Source organism: Methylobacterium sp. CM6246, from assembly GCF_054818005.1.
Genome location: NZ_JBTXKY010000001.1, coordinates 3,497,305 through 3,513,726, shown reverse-complemented (window position 1 = coordinate 3,513,726; position 16,422 = coordinate 3,497,305). Strand labels below are relative to the sequence as shown.

General features: G+C 67.0%; 15 protein-coding genes. 12 read left to right on the top strand and 3 right to left on the bottom strand.

Annotation, left to right across the window (positions count from 1 at the left end; all coding sequences use genetic code 11):
* Positions 1-237 precede the first annotated feature (237 nt).
* The gene (locus ACYQPG_RS17270) at positions 238-1,038 is read right to left on the bottom strand and encodes an N-acyl homoserine lactonase family protein (RefSeq protein ID WP_461231335.1); all 801 of its coding nucleotides are present in this window, start codon (positions 1,036-1,038) and stop codon (positions 238-240) included.
* A 292-nt stretch (positions 1,039-1,330) separates the two neighbouring features.
* On the opposite strand from ACYQPG_RS17270, the gene ACYQPG_RS17265 reads away from it, so the two are divergent.
* The 7 genes from ACYQPG_RS17265 to ACYQPG_RS17235 all read left to right on the top strand — a co-directional run bounded on the left by ACYQPG_RS17265 (position 1,331) and on the right by ACYQPG_RS17235 (position 8,236).
* Complete coding sequence (locus tag ACYQPG_RS17265) at positions 1,331-2,557, top strand: ABC transporter substrate-binding protein (protein ID WP_461231334.1); 1,227 nt, start codon at positions 1,331-1,333, stop codon at positions 2,555-2,557.
* A gap of 1 nt (position 2,558) precedes the next feature.
* Positions 2,559-3,419 (top strand): branched-chain amino acid ABC transporter permease, encoded by an 861-nt coding sequence (locus tag ACYQPG_RS17260; protein WP_461231333.1) that lies wholly within the window; start codon positions 2,559-2,561, stop codon positions 3,417-3,419.
* Positions 3,416-4,438: a branched-chain amino acid ABC transporter permease gene (locus ACYQPG_RS17255; RefSeq protein WP_461231332.1), complete on the top strand. Its 1,023-nt coding sequence runs from the start codon at positions 3,416-3,418 to the stop codon at positions 4,436-4,438. Before ACYQPG_RS17260 ends, ACYQPG_RS17255 begins: the two co-directional genes overlap by 4 nt.
* A 17-nt stretch (positions 4,439-4,455) precedes the next feature.
* Positions 4,456-5,178, top strand: coding sequence for an ABC transporter ATP-binding protein (locus tag ACYQPG_RS17250; RefSeq protein ID WP_461231331.1), 723 nt, complete (start codon positions 4,456-4,458; stop codon positions 5,176-5,178).
* On the top strand, positions 5,168-5,893 hold the full coding sequence (locus ACYQPG_RS17245; protein ID WP_461231330.1) for an ABC transporter ATP-binding protein: 726 nt from the start codon (positions 5,168-5,170) through the stop codon (positions 5,891-5,893). Before ACYQPG_RS17250 ends, ACYQPG_RS17245 begins: the two co-directional genes overlap by 11 nt.
* Positions 5,894-6,002: 109 nt before the next feature.
* Positions 6,003-7,259: an alpha/beta fold hydrolase gene (locus ACYQPG_RS17240; protein WP_461231329.1), complete on the top strand. Its 1,257-nt coding sequence runs from the start codon at positions 6,003-6,005 to the stop codon at positions 7,257-7,259.
* Positions 7,260-7,288: 29 nt separating this feature from the next.
* On the top strand, positions 7,289-8,236 hold the full coding sequence (locus tag ACYQPG_RS17235; RefSeq protein WP_461231328.1) for an NAD(P)-dependent oxidoreductase: 948 nt from the start codon (positions 7,289-7,291) through the stop codon (positions 8,234-8,236).
* Between the two features lie 124 nt (positions 8,237-8,360).
* On the opposite strand, the gene ACYQPG_RS17230 is transcribed toward ACYQPG_RS17235, so the two are convergent.
* Positions 8,361-9,317: a TAXI family TRAP transporter solute-binding subunit gene (locus ACYQPG_RS17230; RefSeq protein WP_461231327.1), complete on the bottom strand. Its 957-nt coding sequence runs from the start codon at positions 9,315-9,317 to the stop codon at positions 8,361-8,363.
* A gap of 305 nt (positions 9,318-9,622) precedes the next feature.
* Positions 9,623-10,468, bottom strand: a complete 846-nt coding sequence (locus tag ACYQPG_RS17225; protein WP_461231326.1) for an IclR family transcriptional regulator — start codon at positions 10,466-10,468, stop codon at positions 9,623-9,625.
* Between the two features lie 414 nt (positions 10,469-10,882).
* On the opposite strand from ACYQPG_RS17225, the gene ACYQPG_RS17220 reads away from it, so the two are divergent.
* From ACYQPG_RS17220 to ACYQPG_RS17200, 5 genes are read left to right on the top strand one after another with little or no spacing between them, the layout of a single operon-like run.
* Positions 10,883-11,893, top strand: a complete 1,011-nt coding sequence (locus ACYQPG_RS17220) for an ABC transporter substrate-binding protein (RefSeq protein ID WP_461231325.1) — start codon at positions 10,883-10,885, stop codon at positions 11,891-11,893.
* A 47-nt stretch (positions 11,894-11,940) separates the two neighbouring features.
* On the top strand, positions 11,941-13,092 hold the full coding sequence (locus ACYQPG_RS17215; RefSeq protein ID WP_092044892.1) for an acyl-CoA dehydrogenase family protein: 1,152 nt from the start codon (positions 11,941-11,943) through the stop codon (positions 13,090-13,092).
* Positions 13,089-14,219 (top strand): acyl-CoA dehydrogenase family protein, encoded by a 1,131-nt coding sequence (locus ACYQPG_RS17210; RefSeq protein ID WP_461231324.1) that lies wholly within the window; start codon positions 13,089-13,091, stop codon positions 14,217-14,219. The genes ACYQPG_RS17215 and ACYQPG_RS17210 overlap by 4 nt, the downstream gene beginning before the upstream one ends.
* 16 nt (positions 14,220-14,235) lie before the next feature.
* Positions 14,236-15,507, top strand: a complete 1,272-nt coding sequence (locus ACYQPG_RS17205; protein WP_461231323.1) for a CaiB/BaiF CoA transferase family protein — start codon at positions 14,236-14,238, stop codon at positions 15,505-15,507.
* Entirely contained in the window at positions 15,504-16,307 is an 804-nt protein-coding gene (locus ACYQPG_RS17200; RefSeq protein WP_461231322.1) for an enoyl-CoA hydratase/isomerase family protein, read from the top strand. The genes ACYQPG_RS17205 and ACYQPG_RS17200 overlap by 4 nt, the downstream gene beginning before the upstream one ends.
* The last annotated feature ends 115 nt before the right edge of the window (positions 16,308-16,422 follow it).

Sequence of the window (16,422 nt, the reverse complement as noted above, 5' to 3'; positions counted from 1 at the left end):
CCGCTCCATATCACAGACCAATCGAACAGTCCGCAATCGCATACTGTATGTCAATAAGACAAATGCGATTGGTGGTTCAGTCGGAGGTCGCGCTCGTGGCGCGACAGCGATTTCTCGTCTCGCATGACATCGTTTCACGCCACCGGTCGCTCAGCGGGGAATCACGCTGAATTGCAGCATTCCCATCGGCGCCTCCACGCCGATACGGGCGCGGTATGGGCTGCATGTCCGTGAACACTAGGCAGATGGCGGCACGTGAAGTTGAACCGCCTCGACGTCAGGCCGGTCGAGGCGTGGATAGCGCGCCATCACCAGTGGATCGTGTCCCGGAATGATATGCGCTTCGCTTTCGGCAAGTTCATGGAGGCGCGCCCAGCTCTCGGCCATCGCCGCCACGTCAACGACGATCGGGTAAGGATTTCCGGTCTCCATATTGGCGTAATAGTGCGCGGCGTCGGAGGCCAGCACGACGGCGCCCCGGACGGTCTCGACGCGCACGCATTGCAAGCCGCGGGAGTGGCCTGGGACGAGGTGCACCGACACGCCGGGAAAGAGCGTTGCGTCGCCGTTGGTGAAGCGCACCTGGCCGGCGTAGACCCGCCGGACCATCTCAACCACGTCTTCGACCGCGAAAGCGTTGCGTAGCCGGCCGTGACACATGCAGCGGCCGGTAGCGTAGGCCATCTCCGCGTCCTGGAGGTGAAATCTCGCCGCGGGAAACGCCGCCAGATTGCCCGCGTGGTCGTAGTGCAAATGCGTGATGATGACGTCGGTGACGCTTCCTGGCTCGACGCCGACCGCACGCAGCGCATCGCTCGGGTGCTGCAGCAGGACCCGGCCCCGGGCACGGGCTTCCGCCTCGCCAAAGCCCGTATCGACGAGGATCGTTCGCTCGTCGGAGCGCAGCAACCAAACAAAATAGTCCATCGGCATTGGCGTATCGTGCGCGTCTCGGCTGCCATCCGGTGGGAAAATGAAGTTTTCGTGCGCAAATCTGGCATGGGTGGCGTAACGGATCGCAAGGACTTCGTAGGTCATCGTTCTCTCAACCCCCTTCCTCGCCTGAAACAGAGCCGCCAGGCTGGGCCTTAAATTCGTGTGATCGTGGGCCTCTGGGTCTGCCCCGTGGGTCAGCGTGTTGGCGAAACGCCAGAGGCAAGCCCCCAACCCAAATGTGACCACCGTGCTACCCCGCGGACGCGAGCCTCTGCAGTCGACAATCCACGCTGTCTTACAATCAGATTGACGGAGTGTCGATTGACGCGCTGCGACCGGTTTGACAGTGTGCCGGTCAACGATGGGCCGAACACGGACCACTGGGAGGACCACAATGTCGGACAATGCCGCCGGAGATCGGCGTTTGCGGCTCGACCGGAGGCAGTTGGTTGGCGCGCTGGGCGGAGCGGTCGCGGCGCCCTTCCTGATCCGGAGCGCGCAGGCTGCTTCAGCGGTTAGCATTGGGGTTATTCTGCCCCTGTCCGGAGCGAATGCTCAGTTCGGGGTCAATTCCCGGAATGGCATCCAGCTCGTTGCAGATCAGATCAACGCGGCCGGCGGTATCAAGAGCCTCGGCGGCGCTCGGATTGAACTCGTCGTGGCGGATGCCACCTCGACGCCGACGCAGGCCGCGACAGTCGCGCAGCGCATGATCACCCAGAACCGAGTTTCGGCGATCCTCGGCGCATTTGCGTCGTCGCTGACACTCGCAATTTCCGAAGTGACGGAGCGACGCGATATCCCGCTCCTGACGATGTCGTTCTCGGACCAGATCACCGAACGCGGCTTCAAGAGCGTGTTTCAGGTCGTCGCCAAGGCTTCCATGATTGGCGCAGCTCAGTTCGATGGAACGCTTGCGATCGCGAAAAAGGCCGGGACCGACCTGAAGCAGGTCGCGATCCTGTTCGAGGATACCGCCTACGGGACATCTCAGGCGGGCGGGCTGCGCAAGGCTGCGGCGAAGGCCGGCGTGCAGGTCGTGATGGACGAGGGCTACCCGCTCGGCATCACCGACGTGACCCCGCTGATCAATAAGCTGCGCACATCCGGTGCCCAGGCGGTGTTTCCGGTCTCCTACCTCAACGACAGCCTGCAGATCATTCGGGTGATGCGCCAGCAAGGGCTGACCATCCCGGCGATCGGCGGCGCGGCGGGCTACGTCATTCCGGACTTCAAGAGCGGTCTCGGAGAGTACGCGGAGGGCATTCTCTCGATCAGCCCCGCAAGCTGGGACCAGGATCCTGCACTGACCGACGCGTTCAGCAAGCGCTATGGCTACTTCATGGTGCACGAGGCGCTGGAGCACGCGGTCTGCCTCGACGTATTGGCGCAGGCCTTGGAGAAGGCCGGCAAGTCGGACCCGGCCTCCCTGCGCGATGCCCTACACGGCACGCGTTTCGATGGCGGCTGGACCAAGGTGATGACCGGAGGGGCCGTCCAATTCGATGCGGCCGGTCTGAACACGTTGGCTGAGCCGTTGATGGTGCAATGGCGGGGCAAGGAGCCCGTCACCGTTTGGCCGGAGCGGTTCGCCAAGGCTCAGCCGGTCTGGAAAGCCTGACGTGGCGCTCATCCAGGCCATTCTCGACGGGATAATGATCGGCGGCGTCTACGCCGTGATCTCGATCGGTCTGACGCTGGTGTTCGGCGTGATGGGCATCATCAACTTTGCCCAGGCCGAATTTCTCATGCTCGGCATGTTCATCGCGTGGTTTGCCTGGGCCAAGCTCGGGCTCGACCCGCTGATCGGCGCCTTTCTGGCCTTCGGGCTCGTCTTCCTCTTCGGCCTCGCCGTGCAGCACTGGCTGGTCCGTCGGGTGATGCGTGCGCCCGAAGTCGCGCAGATCTTCCTGACAGTCGGCTTGCTGATCGTTCTGGAGAACGCCGCGCTGCTCGCCTTCGGCTCAGATTTCCGCTCGGTATCGACACCCTACCAAACCGCCGCTCTCCGGCTCGGGCCGCTGTTCATCAGCGTGCCCTATCTCGCCGCCTTCGCGATGTCCGCACTCAGTGGCCTGGGGCTGTGGTGGTTTCTGCGGGTGAGCTGGTTCGGTCGAGCGATGCGGGCGACAGCCCAAGACCCGATGGCGGCGCGGTTGTCGGGCATCGACGTCGACCGGATGCGTCGCCTCGCTTTCGGCCTCGGTGTCGGACTCTCCGCGTTCGGAGGCGCGGTGATCCTGCCGTACCTGACGGTCTATCCCACGGTCGGCAGCCAGTTCACGGTCTTGATGTTCACGGTGGTGGTGCTCGGTGGCCTGGGCAGCGTGGCGGGCGCCGTAGTCGGTGGCCTCGCGGTCGGGGTGATCCAATCGCTCTCGGGACTCGTCTTCCCGATCCAGCTTCAGAACCTCGTGCTGTTCGTGGTGTTCATCGCGGTCCTAGCGGTTCGCCCCGAGGGTCTTCTGGGGAAGGCGCGATGAGCGTTTTCGCCACGTCCCTGCCCTCAGCGGGAGCGCCGATCTCACGGCGATTTGTGCCCGCCGTGGCGCTCGCGGCTGCGCTGATCGTGCCGCTCGGGCTCGACGGCGACGGCTACGCGATCCGCGTCATCGCCCTGGTGTTCCTGTTTGCGGCACTGGGCCAGAGCTGGAACATCGTCGGGGGGCTCGCAAACCAGATCTCGCTCGGGCACGCGGCCTTCTTCGGGATCGGTGCTTACACCTCGACGCGACTCCTGATCGACTTCGGTCTGTCGCCCTGGTTCGGGATGCTCGCCGGAGGCGTCCTCGGGGGAGCCGCCGCCGCCTTGATCAGCCTCCCGACGATGCGGCTGCGCGGCCACTATTTCGCCCTCGCCACCCTCGCCTTCGGGGAGGTCATGCGCGTCGTCGCCAACGCCTGGACCGGCCTGACCGGCGGCCCCGTTGGCATCTCCGTTCCCTATTCGGCGCCGGGACTGTGGATGCTGAGCTTCAAGGGCACGCTCCCGTTCTACTACTTGAACCTCGCCGCACTCGTGGGGGTGACGGCGGTGTTTGTCGGCATCCGCCGCTCGGCCTTCGGCTACCGACTCCGCGCCGTGCGAGAGGACGCGAGCGCCGCCGAGGTCGTCGGCGTCGACACCGCGCGTATCAAGATCCAGGCGGCCGTGATTTCCGGGGCGTTGACCGCAATGCTCGGGACGCTCTACGCCCAAATGAACTTCTTCTTTGATCCCGACGCGGTGTTCGGTGCGGCGCCGATCTCGGTGCGCATCGCCCTCATCGCGATTGTGGGCGGCATCGGTACGGCAGCGGGCCCGATCCTCGGTGCGATCCTGATCGTGTCGTTGGAAGAAATCGCCAACGTACTGCTCTCGGGTCAGGTCGCCGGACTGTCGAACCTCGTCTACGGCGTGATCCTGATCTCGGTGATCATGATTCAGCCGCACGGACTCGTCGCCTTCGGACCAGTCTTCCGGTGGTCCCGGCGCGTCCCGGCCGTGGATGCACCGAAGTGACCGCGCCGGGCACGCCGATGAGCTCAATCTTGGCGTTGCGCGGCGTCGGCAAGCGCTTCGGCGGGCTGCAGGCGCTTCAGGATGTGAGCTTTGAGGTCCGGCGTGGGGAGATCTTGGGTCTGATCGGTCCGAATGGCGCCGGGAAAACCACCCTGTTCTCGACACTGGTCGGCCTGCACCGGGCGGATGCCGGGACGATCCAGCTGGAGGGCCGGAATCTCGTCGGGCTCAAACCCCACCGGATCGCACGGCTCGGTCTGACCAAAACCTTCCAAAACGTCGCGCTGTTCATGGACACGGACGTTCTCGACAACGTCGTCATCGGCGCCTTGCTGCACCACCCGTTGCCCGAGGCACGCGTCCGCGCGCTCGCCTGCCTAGAGCGCGTCGGGCTCGCCAGTATCGCGCACAAACGGGCGGGCGACCTCTCGTTTCCCGAACGCGCCCGCGTCGAGGTCGCCCGTGCCCTGTCGACCGAGCCGAAGTTACTCCTGCTCGACGAGGTCATGGCGGCTTTGAACGCCGTGGAGATGGCGGAGATGATGGACCTGATCCGGGCGCTGCGGGCGGACGGGCTCACCGTCATCGTGGTCGAGCATCACATGAAGGCGATCATGGCGCTGTGCGACCGCATCGTCGCGCTGAGCTTCGGCCGGCTGCTGGCGGTGGGTTCGCCAGACGAGATCGTTCGACACCCCGATGTCGTCACCGCATATCTTGGGCGCGCCTATGCCGAGTGAGGCCGTCGACCTCCTGAACGTGCGCGACCTCCATGCGGGCTATGGCAAGGCGGACATTTTGCACGGCGTCTCGCTGCGCGTCGGCGCGGGCGAGTTCGTCTGCGTCATCGGAGCCAATACCGCCGGCAAAAGCACGCTTCTGCGGGCGATCTCCCGCCTCGTGCCCCGGGCACGTGGGGCCATCAGCTTTTGCGGCACCGACCTGATGTCTATGCCGGCCCACGCCGTGCCGGCGCTCGGCATCGCCCACGTGCCCGAAGGGCGTCACGTCTTCGGTGACATGACGGTCGAGGAGAATCTGTGGCTCGGCGCGTTCAGCCGGCGGCGGGAACCGAGCCTCGGCGAGCGGATCGAGACGGTCTACGCCCTCTTCCCCCGGCTCGCCGAGCGGCGCAGGCAGCGCGCTGGCTCGATGTCGGGGGGCGAGCAGCAGATGGTGGCCCTCGGGCGCGCGCTCATGCTCGCCCCGGGTCTGCTGATTCTCGACGAGCCGAGCCACGGACTCGCGCCGATCGTCGTCGAGGAACTGCACCGAGCCCTGTCCGACATACACGCCCGCGGAACCGCCATCCTCTTGGTGGAGCAGAACACGGCGCTCGCCCTCGATGTCGCAAGCCGGGGCTACGTCTTGGAGGCCGGTCGCATCGTGATCGAGGGGACCGCGGAGATGTTGCGGACCAACTCGCAGGTGCGAACCGCCTATCTCGGGATCTGAGCGCCGGATGTTCCATCTCCCTTTCCAGGCTGCCGTCAGAACAAATGATCATCCGGCCGAGGGGGCGACGCGTTTGGCTGCCTCCTGGGCAACGGGCTGAGGGACCGAGATGCTGGATTTTATCGCGACGCTGACAGCGCGCCTCCCCCGCGCCCTAGACGATCCCGAGTTGCGGGCGTCGGCGCGTGGCCTGGACGCGCGCGTCCGACTCGCGTGCGGCGACGCGAAGGTCGACCTCGTGTTCGCGCCGGATACGCCGACGCGATGGTGTGATTCCGCCGGCGGCGTTGTCGACGTCGCTCTGACCGCGCCGCCGGCGGTTTGGGAGGCCGCCCTGGCGGGGGTGCCGCCGCCGCGGCACCAGTCTTTCACCGCCCTGCAACTGGCAAATCCCGACGCCATCGTGTCGGGCGACCCACTGCGGGTGGCCCAGGCGCGCCCGGCCCTGGAGCGGCTGCTCGAGGTCCTGCGGCTGGTGGCAGCACCGACCACCAGCGGTGGTTCGCCGCCTCAGCCCGTTGCCCGGGATATGGGCCAGGTGATCGGACGCTACGTGTCTCTGATCACGCAGGAGGGACCGTGCGAGGTCTTTTTCGAGGCGGCGGGTTCTGGGTCGCCGGTGGTGTTCCTGCACACGGCCGGGGCCGATTCCCGGCAGTACGGCGCGTTGCTGTCGGACGTGGCATTGGCGCGGGACTGGAAGCTCCTGGCATTCGATTGCCCCTTTCACGGGCGATCGCTGCCACCCCTGGATTGGGACGGGGGCGCGTATCGTCTCGACGGCGTACGCTACGCTTCGTGGGTCACGACGTTTCTGGAGACAGTTGTGTCGGCGCCAGCGATTCTGGTCGGCTGCTCGATGGGTGCGGCGATCGCCTTGACGGTCGCTGCCGACCGCCCCGACCTGCTGCGGGGAGTCATCGCTCTGGAAGCGCCGCTGCGCTCATCGGGGCGCCGCAACCCCTATCTCGCCCATGCGGCCGTCTCAGGGGGAATGCACAACAGCGCCTACGTGCGCGGTTTGATGAGCCCGACCAGCCCGGAAGCGTGGCGGCGGCGCGCCGCGTGGATCTACGCGCAGGGTGGACCGGGCATTTATACCGGTGATCTGGCCTTCTACAGCGACGAGTTTGACGGGGCCCGGGTCGCGCCGCAAATCGATGCGGGCCGGCTTCCGGTCCACCTCCTCACCGGGACCTACGATTACTCGGCCACCACCGACGATGGTGCGGCGCTCGCGGCCCTCATGCCGGGCAGCAGTTTTCACGAAATGCCGAACCTCGGACATTTCCCGATGTCCGAAGACCCGGACCTGTTCCGCCCTTACTTCACGCGGGCACTCGAGGCGATCCGGGCTGCCGGCTGACGAATAGAAGATCCATGGAGGAGAGAACGATGGCGGACCACAAGATCATGCCACCCGCGACGCTTGGGTTTATCGGCCTGGGTAAGATGGGACTTCCGATGGCCGTACGGTTGATCGAGGCCGGCTACGCCGTGCGCGGCTACGATCCAGCCCAGCAGGCCCTCGACAACCTGGTCGGCGCTGGCGGCACGGCATGTACGTCCGCCGCGGCAACGGCGACGGGCGCGGCGGCGGTGATCACCATGTTGCCCGATGGCGATACCGTGCGCCGCGTGGTTCTCGACGACACCGATCCGGTCGGCACCGCGATGACCCGGGGCGCAGTCTTGATCGAGATGAGCTCCTCGGCACCACTCTCGACCCGGGCGCTCGGGGAGAGACTGGCGGGGGCTGGGATCGATGTCGTCGATGCGCCGGTCTCGGGCGGTGTGAAGAAAGCTGTCGCCGGTACATTGTCCATCATGGCAGGCGGCGAGCCGGCAGTGATCGAGCGCATCACGGGCGTGCTGGACGCGATGGGCGGCTCCATGTTCCGAACCGGCGCCTTGGGTTCAGCGCATGCCATGAAGGCGCTCAACAACTACGTCTCTGCCGCCGGGTTGATCGCCGCCTGCGAGGCGGTGCAGATCGGCGCTGCGTTCGGCCTCGACCCAGAACTGATGACGGATATTTTCAACGTCTCCACCGGGCGCAACAATTCCACTGAGAACAAGCTCAAGCCCTTCATCATCACGGAAGCCTACAATTCGGGTTTCGGGCTCGCGCTCATGACCAAGGATATCGGTATCGCGGTTGATCTCGCCAAAGAGCTGGCGCGGCCCGCACCCTTTTCCCAGGACGTCGTCGCATTCGCCCGCCGCGCCCTAGAACAGCTGGGACCCGCCGCCGATCACACCGAAGTCGATCGTTATCTCAAGAACTTGGCCGCCAAAGATGTTGGTGAGCCTGGTGCGTCAGCACAAAGCCTTAAGTCATAGCGACACCAGGAACGCGGCAACGGTACCCCCTCACTGTTGCCCTTTAGAGGGTCAGAGGTGTTGGATAGGGCCGGGTCCTCGCAGTGCTACGCGAGAGACTGCGGCCGGGAAGGCTCCGCGGGGCTCACTGCGGAACGGCGCCGATCTCCCGCAGATAGATTGCGGTCGCCGGATGCAGCCACGCGGCCGGCACGTTCGAGACCAGGTTGCGCGGATCGCTCTCGTGTCCCTGTGCATAGTGGCGCGCCAGCGTGTTCCGCCCCTGATCGATCGCCCGCACGAGGCGCGAGACGTAGGCGTCATCGAGCCCTGGCCGGCCTAGAATGAAGCTCCAAGAGCCGACGGTCTCGAGCGCCGCGTCTTGTCCCTTGAACGAGCCCGCCGGGACGGTCAGGCGTCGCAGCGACGAGCGGAGCGCGAGGATCTTCGGGACTGCTTCCGGCGCCGGGCCGAAGAACCGAGCGCCGCCGGGCGCGTCCGCGAGGGTCTTGAAGCCCGGCCAGCCGAGGCTCGCGCCCCACAGGGCAGCCGCTCGGCCATCGCGGACTTGAACGGCGCCGTCGCCGGCATCGTCGAGAAGGATCGGGCGGATGTCGTGCTCGGGATCGATGCCTGAACCCAGGAGCACGGTACGCCCCATCAGCGTAAAGCCGGAGGCGCGCGTGCCGAGCGCGACGGCGCACCCGCGCAAGTCCGCCACGCTGTGGATTGAGCTGGCCGTCGGGACCACGAACAACCCGGGCGATGCGTCGATCGGGGCGACGACGGTCAGGCCGGGTCCGGAAGGTGGCTGAGCATTCAACGCGTCGAAAGCGTACTCGCCTTGCACGAGGGCCAGATCGAGCTTGCCTTCCCGCAGCAGTGCGAGGTTCTCGGTCGAGCCCTTCGTGATGCGAGGCTCGATCGTCAGACCGGGATCAACCTCGTTGACTGCTGCGACGAGCGCGCGACCGAAGGCGGGGAACGAGCCCCCCGGCGTTGCCGTGCCAAGCACGATACGTCTGGTCGCTGCGCCCTCCTGACCCCGGCTCGACGTCGGGGCGAGGGCCAGACATGCTAGGAGAAGACGGCGTGAGATCACGATAATCGGCCTTTCCGTGGATGAGCCAGACCGAACTACGCGACCGTCCCTGGACCGCACCGCGTCTTGTGCCTCGCACCACCATCTTGATGGCGGTGCCCCGGCCCTGCTCAGGAGGCCGAGATACGTGCCTAAGGTTGAGCGATAGGTCCGGTCGGTGATGGCCCCAGCCTGTCGGCCGCACAGGAGGGAGCAGATGATCTTGAAGCTAACAGAGTGGTCGTCACACCGCCTCACTCAGAACGAGCTGCCACGGCGCAATCGCCCCCTGCCCTGACTGGCCGCGGACATGCCGATCCATCGTCCTAGTCCATGTGTACGAGGAAACGTGCGATCGCATCGTGAATCATCGCGACGATCTGTGCCTCCCGTCGCTCGAATTCCTCGAGCAGTCCTGAGACCGCAACGGCGAGGGGACGGCCCTTGCGGTCGATGCGGTTGGGTAGTGGCACCGCGATCGACCCGGCGCCGGACGTGACGAGGCCATGCGAGAAGAAATGGCCGTCCTGCCGCAAACGGGCCACGTTGGCCAAGACGGCTGCGACTTGAATCGGGGGTTGCTCGGGCGGGGCCTCCGCGTTCGTGCGCCGTACGAGTGGGCCGATCTCGGCATCCGGGATCCCGGCGAGAAGCGCGGTGCCAGTTGCCGACCACACCACAAGTCGGCGCGTGCCGGGTGGGACGTGAAAGCGCATCGCGGTTTGCGCCTGCAACACGTGGACGTACTGCGAGTAGATGGTGTTGCGTGCCGCTAGGATCACCGTGCCGCCCGTGCACTCGGACAGATGCTCGAGCATGCGCACGAGACTACCGTCGCGCACCGGCCCCTTGTCGAGCCACGCGCCGAGCAGCGCGACCCGCGGCGACGGCAGGAAGCTGCGGTTATCGGCGTCGTAATCGAGATAGCCGAGTTGGGCGAGGCTCTTCAGGAGCATCGAGGTTGAGGATTGCGGAAAGCCTAGGCGTTCGGCAATCTCCGAGACCCGAGCTTCGCGCTGAAGCACGTCGAACAGCTCCAGGATCTGAAGCACGCGGCCCGCGGACTTCACGAAAGCCAAGGAGGGACCGACTGCATCGGCCCTGACCAAGAGGTCCGTGCTCGAACCCGCTCCGGTCTTTACCCGAGGCGTGAAGCGGTCGGGGGCAATCATACCCGGCTCCAGGCCGGTAGTGCGAGGAGGCTGTGAACGGCCTCGAACGTGATATCCGCGCACCGTGAAGCCCACCAATAGGCTGTCCGCCCGGCAATCATCTGAGTCGCCCGCAACTCGAACGAACATGGCGTCTGCGGCGCGATCTCATGGCATGTCCAATCATCGTGAATGGAGTACGGGCCGCTTGGGTCCAGCTGCCGTCATGAATGCATCACCGCATCCGCGCTCGACGACGTATAGTGCGAATCATCCGCCGCTCCATCACAGATGTGATATCGCTCAGCAGATCCACGATGACGGTTGAAGACCAATCCCGGCTCTGTCCTACTCGAGGGCGAGCGCCGGACAGTGATGCTGTCCGGACGTGCTGAGACCGCGCGCCAAGGGCGGCTCTGCTCGGGAGGAATGCCGATGCCGATCCGCCTCGCGGCCGTCGCCGCGCGTCTCGTCTCCGTGGCGCTGCTATTGTCCGCTTTGAGCGGACCGACCCGCGCCGAGACGAACACGGTCCGCATCGGCCTGCAATACGGCCTCGTCTACCTGCCGGTAATGATCGCTCAGAACGAAGGTTTGTTCGATAAGCGCGCCAAGGCGGCAGGCCTCGACGGGCTGTCGGTTACGTTGAGCCGCTTCAGTGGCTCGGCCGCGATGAACGACGCGCTGCTCTCCGACAGCATCGAGCTGGGCACACTCGGCGCGACCGGCGCCTTGATCGCCTGGGACAAAACCCGCGGTCGTCAGCAGATCAAGAGTCTCTGCGCCCTCACTTCAGTCGTCTACACGCTGTTTACGGGCAAGCAGGGCGTTACCGCGCTGAAGGATTTTACCTTTGGCGACAAAATCGCGGTCCCAGCCTTCAACTCGCCGCAGGCTATCCTGCTGCGGGTGGCCGCAGCCCGGCAGCTCGGCGATCCGGCCAAGGCGGATACTCTGATGGTGAGCCTGCCCCACCCCGACGCCACCGCGGCCATGCGCGCCGGACAAGGCATCGCCGGCTACTTCTCGACGCCACCCTTCACCCAGATCCTACGGGCGGATCCCAAGCTCCGGGCGATCATGACCTCCACCGGTCTGATCGGCGACGGTGACCCCACCGCCGCGACCCTGAACGCCAAGCAGGGCTTCGTCGACGCCAATCCCAAGGTGACGCAGGCGATCCTCGCCGGCATCGAGGACGCGGTTTCGCTCATCCGCAGCGACCCGAGGCGGGCGGCGGCGATCTACCTGGCTTCAGAGCAGGTGCAGATCGATCAGGCCCAGGTCGAGTCGACCCTCACCGACGGGTCCCTCGTCTACGGCGTGGCCCCGAAAGACATGGTCAACCTTGCCAAGGCGATGGCGGCGCAGGGGCTCCTGCGCAAAGTGCCGACCGACTGGCAAGAGCTCTTCTTTCCGGGCCTCAAGGAACGCGACGGAAGCTGAGCGAGCCATACGGGCGAGCCCCTGATCTGACAGACCACGGAGCAGAGATGCAGAGCTTTCGCTTCAGCGCCGAACCGCTCCCGGCCGAGGCCGAGGCGGCCCGTGCGGCCGTCCGGGTTTTTCTCGACGCTGAACTGGCGGCGGGGCACTTCGTGCCACATCGGACCTCGTGGACGACCTTCGACGCCGGCTTCAGCCGACGTGCCGGGGCGGCCGGGTTCATCGGCCTGACCATGCCGGAGGCGTATGGTGGCCATGAGCGGTCCGGCCTCGTCCGCTTCGTCGTCACCGAGGAGATGCTGGCGGCCGGCGCGCCCTGCGGGGCGCACTGGATCTCCGACCGCCAGTCTGGCCCACAGATCCTGCGGCACGGTTCCGAGGCGGCCAAGCGGGCGATCCTGCCGCGGATCTGCCGCGGCGAATGCGCCTTCGGCATCGGCATGAGCGAGCCGAACTCGGGCTCGGACCTCGCCGCCGTGCGCACCCGCGCGGCGCGCGACGGCGACGATTGGTTGATCAACGGCTCCAAGATCTGGACGACGAACGCCCATCAGGTCGATTACCTGCTGGCCCTGGTCCGGACCGGTGAGCCCGGACCAGACCGGCACGGCGGCCTGACCCAGTTCATCATCGACATGGCGGCTCCCGGGGTCACGGTGCGACCGATCCTCGACCTGTCAGGCCACCACGAGTTCAACGAGGTGTTCTTCACCGACTACCGCGTCCCGGACGCCATGATGGTCGGCGCGGAGGGCGAGGGCTGGGGGCTCGTCACGGAGGAACTCGCTTTCGAGCGCTCGGGGCCCGACCGCTTCCTGTCGGACTACCGGCTGCTCGTCGAACTCGTCGACCGGATTGGGCCGGAACCCGACCGGTTCCAGGCGGTCGAGACCGGCCGGATGGTGGCGCAGCTCACCGCGCTCCTCGGCATGTCGGCCTCGGTGGCCCGGCTCCTCGACAAGGGCGTCGTCCCCGGCGTTGAGGCGGCGCTCGTGAAGGATGTCGGCAACAGCTTCGAGCGCGCGGTGCCGGAGATCGCCCGGCGGCTCGTGCCGGTTGAGCCGAGCCTCACCGCGCAGGGCGAGCCGTTCCGTGAGGCGCTCGGCGGCGTAACCCTGCGGGCGCCCTCCTTCACCCTGCGCGGCGGCACCCGCGAGGTTCTGCGCGGGGTCATCGCGCGGGGGCTGGGCTTGCGATGAACACGACCAACCACGCACAGGATGGGGCGGCCGACGAGGTCGCCGGCATCGTCCTCGATCAATTCGAGCGGCTGCTGGCCCAGCATCTCTCGCCGCAGGTGCTGGCGGCCTTCGACGGTGCCGTGGACGACGCGGCCTGGCCCGCGGATCTCTGGAGGGCGCTTAACGACAGCGGTCTGCCCCTGGCCCTGGTGCCCGAAGCGGCCGACGGGATCGGCTTGGAGGCCAGGACGGCCGCCTTGCTAATTCGGCGCTGTGGGCAGGCGGCCTTGCCGCTGCCGCTGCCCGAGACCATCGCGGGCGCAGCGCTCTGGGCGGCGGCAGGCGGCGGCGCGCCGGAGGGCGCCCTCACCTTGGTCCCAGCCGGCAGTCCCGTTCGAATCACGCGGCGGGCCGACGGTTTCGTCCTCGACGGGCGGGCGGCGCAGGTGCCCTGGGGCGGTTCGGTCGCGGCCCTGCTCGCGGATGCGATCGACGCCGCAGGCGTCCGCCACCTCGTGCGGATCACGGCGCCGGGCACGGTTCGTGATACGCGCCACAACCTCGCGGGTGAGCCGCGCGACGCCCTCGACCTCACAGGCTGTACCGCCGCCATCGACGAGGTACGGGCAGCGCCGGACTGGGCGGCCGAGGTTGGTGTCGGCTCGGTGGAGGCAGCCGGCGCCTGGGTGCGCGCGCAGCAGTTGGTGGGCGCGATGGAGACCTGCCTCGCCTCCGCCCTCGATCACGCCCGCGAGCGGCAGCAATTCGGGCGGCCGCTCGCCAAGTTTCAGGCGATCCAGCACATGCTGGCCGAGGCCGCGGGCCACGTCGCGGCGGCGACCGCGTCGGCTGATCTCGCTGCCGCGTGCTGGGGAGATGCGCGCTTCGTCCTCGCCACCGCGATGGCCAAGGCGCGCTGCGGCGAGGCGGCGGGCCACGTCGCCGCAATCTGCCACCAGATCCACGGAGCGATGGGTTTCACCCAGGAGCACCCGCTGCACCGTGCGACGCGGCGGCTGTGGTCCTGGCGAGACGAGTTCGGCTCCGACGCCGTGTGGCAGGAACGGATCGGGCGCGCGGTCTGCGCGGGCGGCGGCGCTGCACTATGGCCTTTGCTGGTCCGGCTGCGGGCCGGTGCCGGTTGAGATGGGAGATTAGTGCGTGCTGGATCATTCCGCCGAGACGAAAGAGGACGGTCCCCTCGCGGGCGTGCGGATCGTGGATCTCACCAGCGTGATCATGGGGCCCTCGGCCACGCACATTTTGGCCGATCTCGGGGCGGACGTAATCAAGATCGAGACGCCGGAGGGCGACTCCTTCCGTCACTACCGGCCGGCCCGCAACGCCGGGATGGGCGGCAACTTCCTACACCTCAACCGCAACAAGCGCAGCGTCCGTCTCGACCTGAAGCGGCACGAGGCCCGCGCGGCCCTGGACCGGCTGATCGCCACGGCGGACGTCTTCGTGCACTCGATGCGCCCGGACGCGATCCTGCGGCTGGGCTACGGCTACGACCGCGTGCGCGCGCTTAAGCCCGAGATCATCTTCTGCGGCGCCTACGGCTTCGGGGCCGACGGCCCCTACGCGCACAAAGCGGCCTACGACGATCTGATCCAGGCGGGCTCTGGCCTCGCCACCCTCCAGACCGCCGCCACCGGCCAGCCCGGCTACCTGCCCACCGTGCTCTGCGACAAGATCGCGGGGCAGGCCATCGCCTGCGCGATCCTGGCGGCCCTCTACGAGCGACGGGCCGGCGGCGGCGGGCAGGCAGTGGAAGTGCCTATGTTCGAGACCATGGTGGAGTTCAACTTCGTCGAGCACATGGTCGGCTACGCATTCCAGCCACCGCTCGGGCCGCCGGGCTTCAACCGGGTGCTCAGCCCGAAGCGCAAGCCCTACCGCACCCAGGACGGTCACGCCTGCATCCTGCCCTACTCCGACCGGAACTGGCGCGACTTCTTCATCCACACCGGCCGCCTCGAGTTCGTGGACGACCCGCGCTTCACGCCGCTCGCCGTGCGGGTGGAGAACATCGAGGTCCTGTACGCGCTGGTGGAGGAGGAGGCCCCGCGCAGGACCACGGCAGAGTGGGTGGCGTTCTGCGACTCGGTGAGCATCCCGTGCATGCCGGTCCTCGGGCTAGAGGACCTGCCGGAGGACGCGCACCTCAAGGCGGTGGGCTTCTTCGGCACCGCCGAGCATCCGAGTGAGGGCCGCTACCGCACCATGCGCAGGCCGGTCTCGTTCAGCGGCAGCCGATTCACGATTCGCCGCCACGCGCCCCGTCACGGCGAGCACACCGCCGAGGTCCTGGCCGAGGCGGGCCTCGATCCGTCGGAGATCGCTGCCCTGGGCGCGGACATGACCGCGCCCGAAGCGACGACCACGACGGCCGAACGCTCGGCCGTCGCACCCCTGGAGACCGCCCCATGACCAGCCAGACCGAGGATCTTGGTGCGGGCGAAGACCTCCTGTTCGCTGTCGCCGAGGGGGTGGCGACCATCACGTTGAACCGACCAGAGCGGAAAAACGCCTTCACCTTCCCGATGATCGAGGCCTGGACGGCGGCCCTCCAGCGCTGCCGCATGGATGAGGCGGTCCGCGTCGTCATCGTGACCGGCGCAGGCCCGGCCTTCTGCAGCGGCGGCGACATCGTCGAAATGGGCGAGCGCCTCAACCAGCCGCCCCAGCGGCGAAAGGACGAACTTTTTAGCCGGATCCAGCGCATCCCGCTGGCGCTCGAGGATCTCGACAAGCCGGTCATCGCCGCGCTGAACGGCGTGGCCACCGGGGCGGGCCTCGACCTCGCACTGATGTGCGACCTGCGCTACGCTGCGCGCAGTGCCCGCTTTGCCGAGACCTATGTTCGCGTCGGGCTGGTGCCCGGTGCCGGGGGCGCCCACTTCCTGCCCCGACTCGTCGGCACCGCGAAGGCGCTGGAGCTGTTCTTCACCGGTGATTTCGTCGATGCGGAGGAAGCACTCCGGATCGGCCTCGTCAACGGCGTTCACGACGATGTGGCCCTGATGCCGGCGGTCGAGGCGCTGGCGCGTCGGATCGCCAAGGCGCCACCGCTCACGCTGAGCCTGATCAAGCGCGCAGTCTATCAGGGGATGCGCAACGACCTGCGCACCAACCTCGACCTGATCTCCTCGCACTATGCGGTGATCACCGCGACGCCCGAGCATCGGGATGCGGTGCAGGCGTTCATCGGCGGGCGCAGCAAGCCTTGAAGTGAAGGGCGCCCACTTGAGTGCTGGGGGGCTTCCGGTTGGGTCACCCCGCCCCCGTACGTGACGTGGGAAGAGGACGTCCCAGGAACGAAAGCAGCAGAAGCAAGACAACATC

Bases quoted from the DNA above. Each gene is read 5' to 3' on its own strand.
- ACYQPG_RS17225 (WP_461231326.1), bottom strand. From the start codon at position 10,468: ATGATTGCCCCCGACCGCTTCACGCCTCGGGTAAAGACCGGAGCGGGT.
- ACYQPG_RS17255 (WP_461231332.1), top strand. From the start codon at position 3,416: ATGAGCGTTTTCGCCACGTCCCTGCCCTCAGCGGGAGCGCCGATCTCA.
- ACYQPG_RS17215 (WP_092044892.1), top strand. From the start codon at position 11,941: ATGCAGAGCTTTCGCTTCAGCGCCGAACCGCTCCCGGCCGAGGCCGAG.
- ACYQPG_RS17250 (WP_461231331.1), top strand. From the start codon at position 4,456: ATGAGCTCAATCTTGGCGTTGCGCGGCGTCGGCAAGCGCTTCGGCGGG.
- ACYQPG_RS17200 (WP_461231322.1), top strand. From the start codon at position 15,504: ATGACCAGCCAGACCGAGGATCTTGGTGCGGGCGAAGACCTCCTGTTC.
- ACYQPG_RS17220 (WP_461231325.1), top strand. From the start codon at position 10,883: ATGCCGATCCGCCTCGCGGCCGTCGCCGCGCGTCTCGTCTCCGTGGCG.
- ACYQPG_RS17210 (WP_461231324.1), top strand. From the start codon at position 13,089: ATGAACACGACCAACCACGCACAGGATGGGGCGGCCGACGAGGTCGCC.
- ACYQPG_RS17270 (WP_461231335.1), bottom strand. From the start codon at position 1,038: ATGACCTACGAAGTCCTTGCGATCCGTTACGCCACCCATGCCAGATTT.
- ACYQPG_RS17235 (WP_461231328.1), top strand. From the start codon at position 7,289: ATGGCGGACCACAAGATCATGCCACCCGCGACGCTTGGGTTTATCGGC.
- ACYQPG_RS17240 (WP_461231329.1), top strand. From the start codon at position 6,003: ATGCTGGATTTTATCGCGACGCTGACAGCGCGCCTCCCCCGCGCCCTA.
- ACYQPG_RS17265 (WP_461231334.1), top strand. From the start codon at position 1,331: ATGTCGGACAATGCCGCCGGAGATCGGCGTTTGCGGCTCGACCGGAGG.
- ACYQPG_RS17245 (WP_461231330.1), top strand. From the start codon at position 5,168: ATGCCGAGTGAGGCCGTCGACCTCCTGAACGTGCGCGACCTCCATGCG.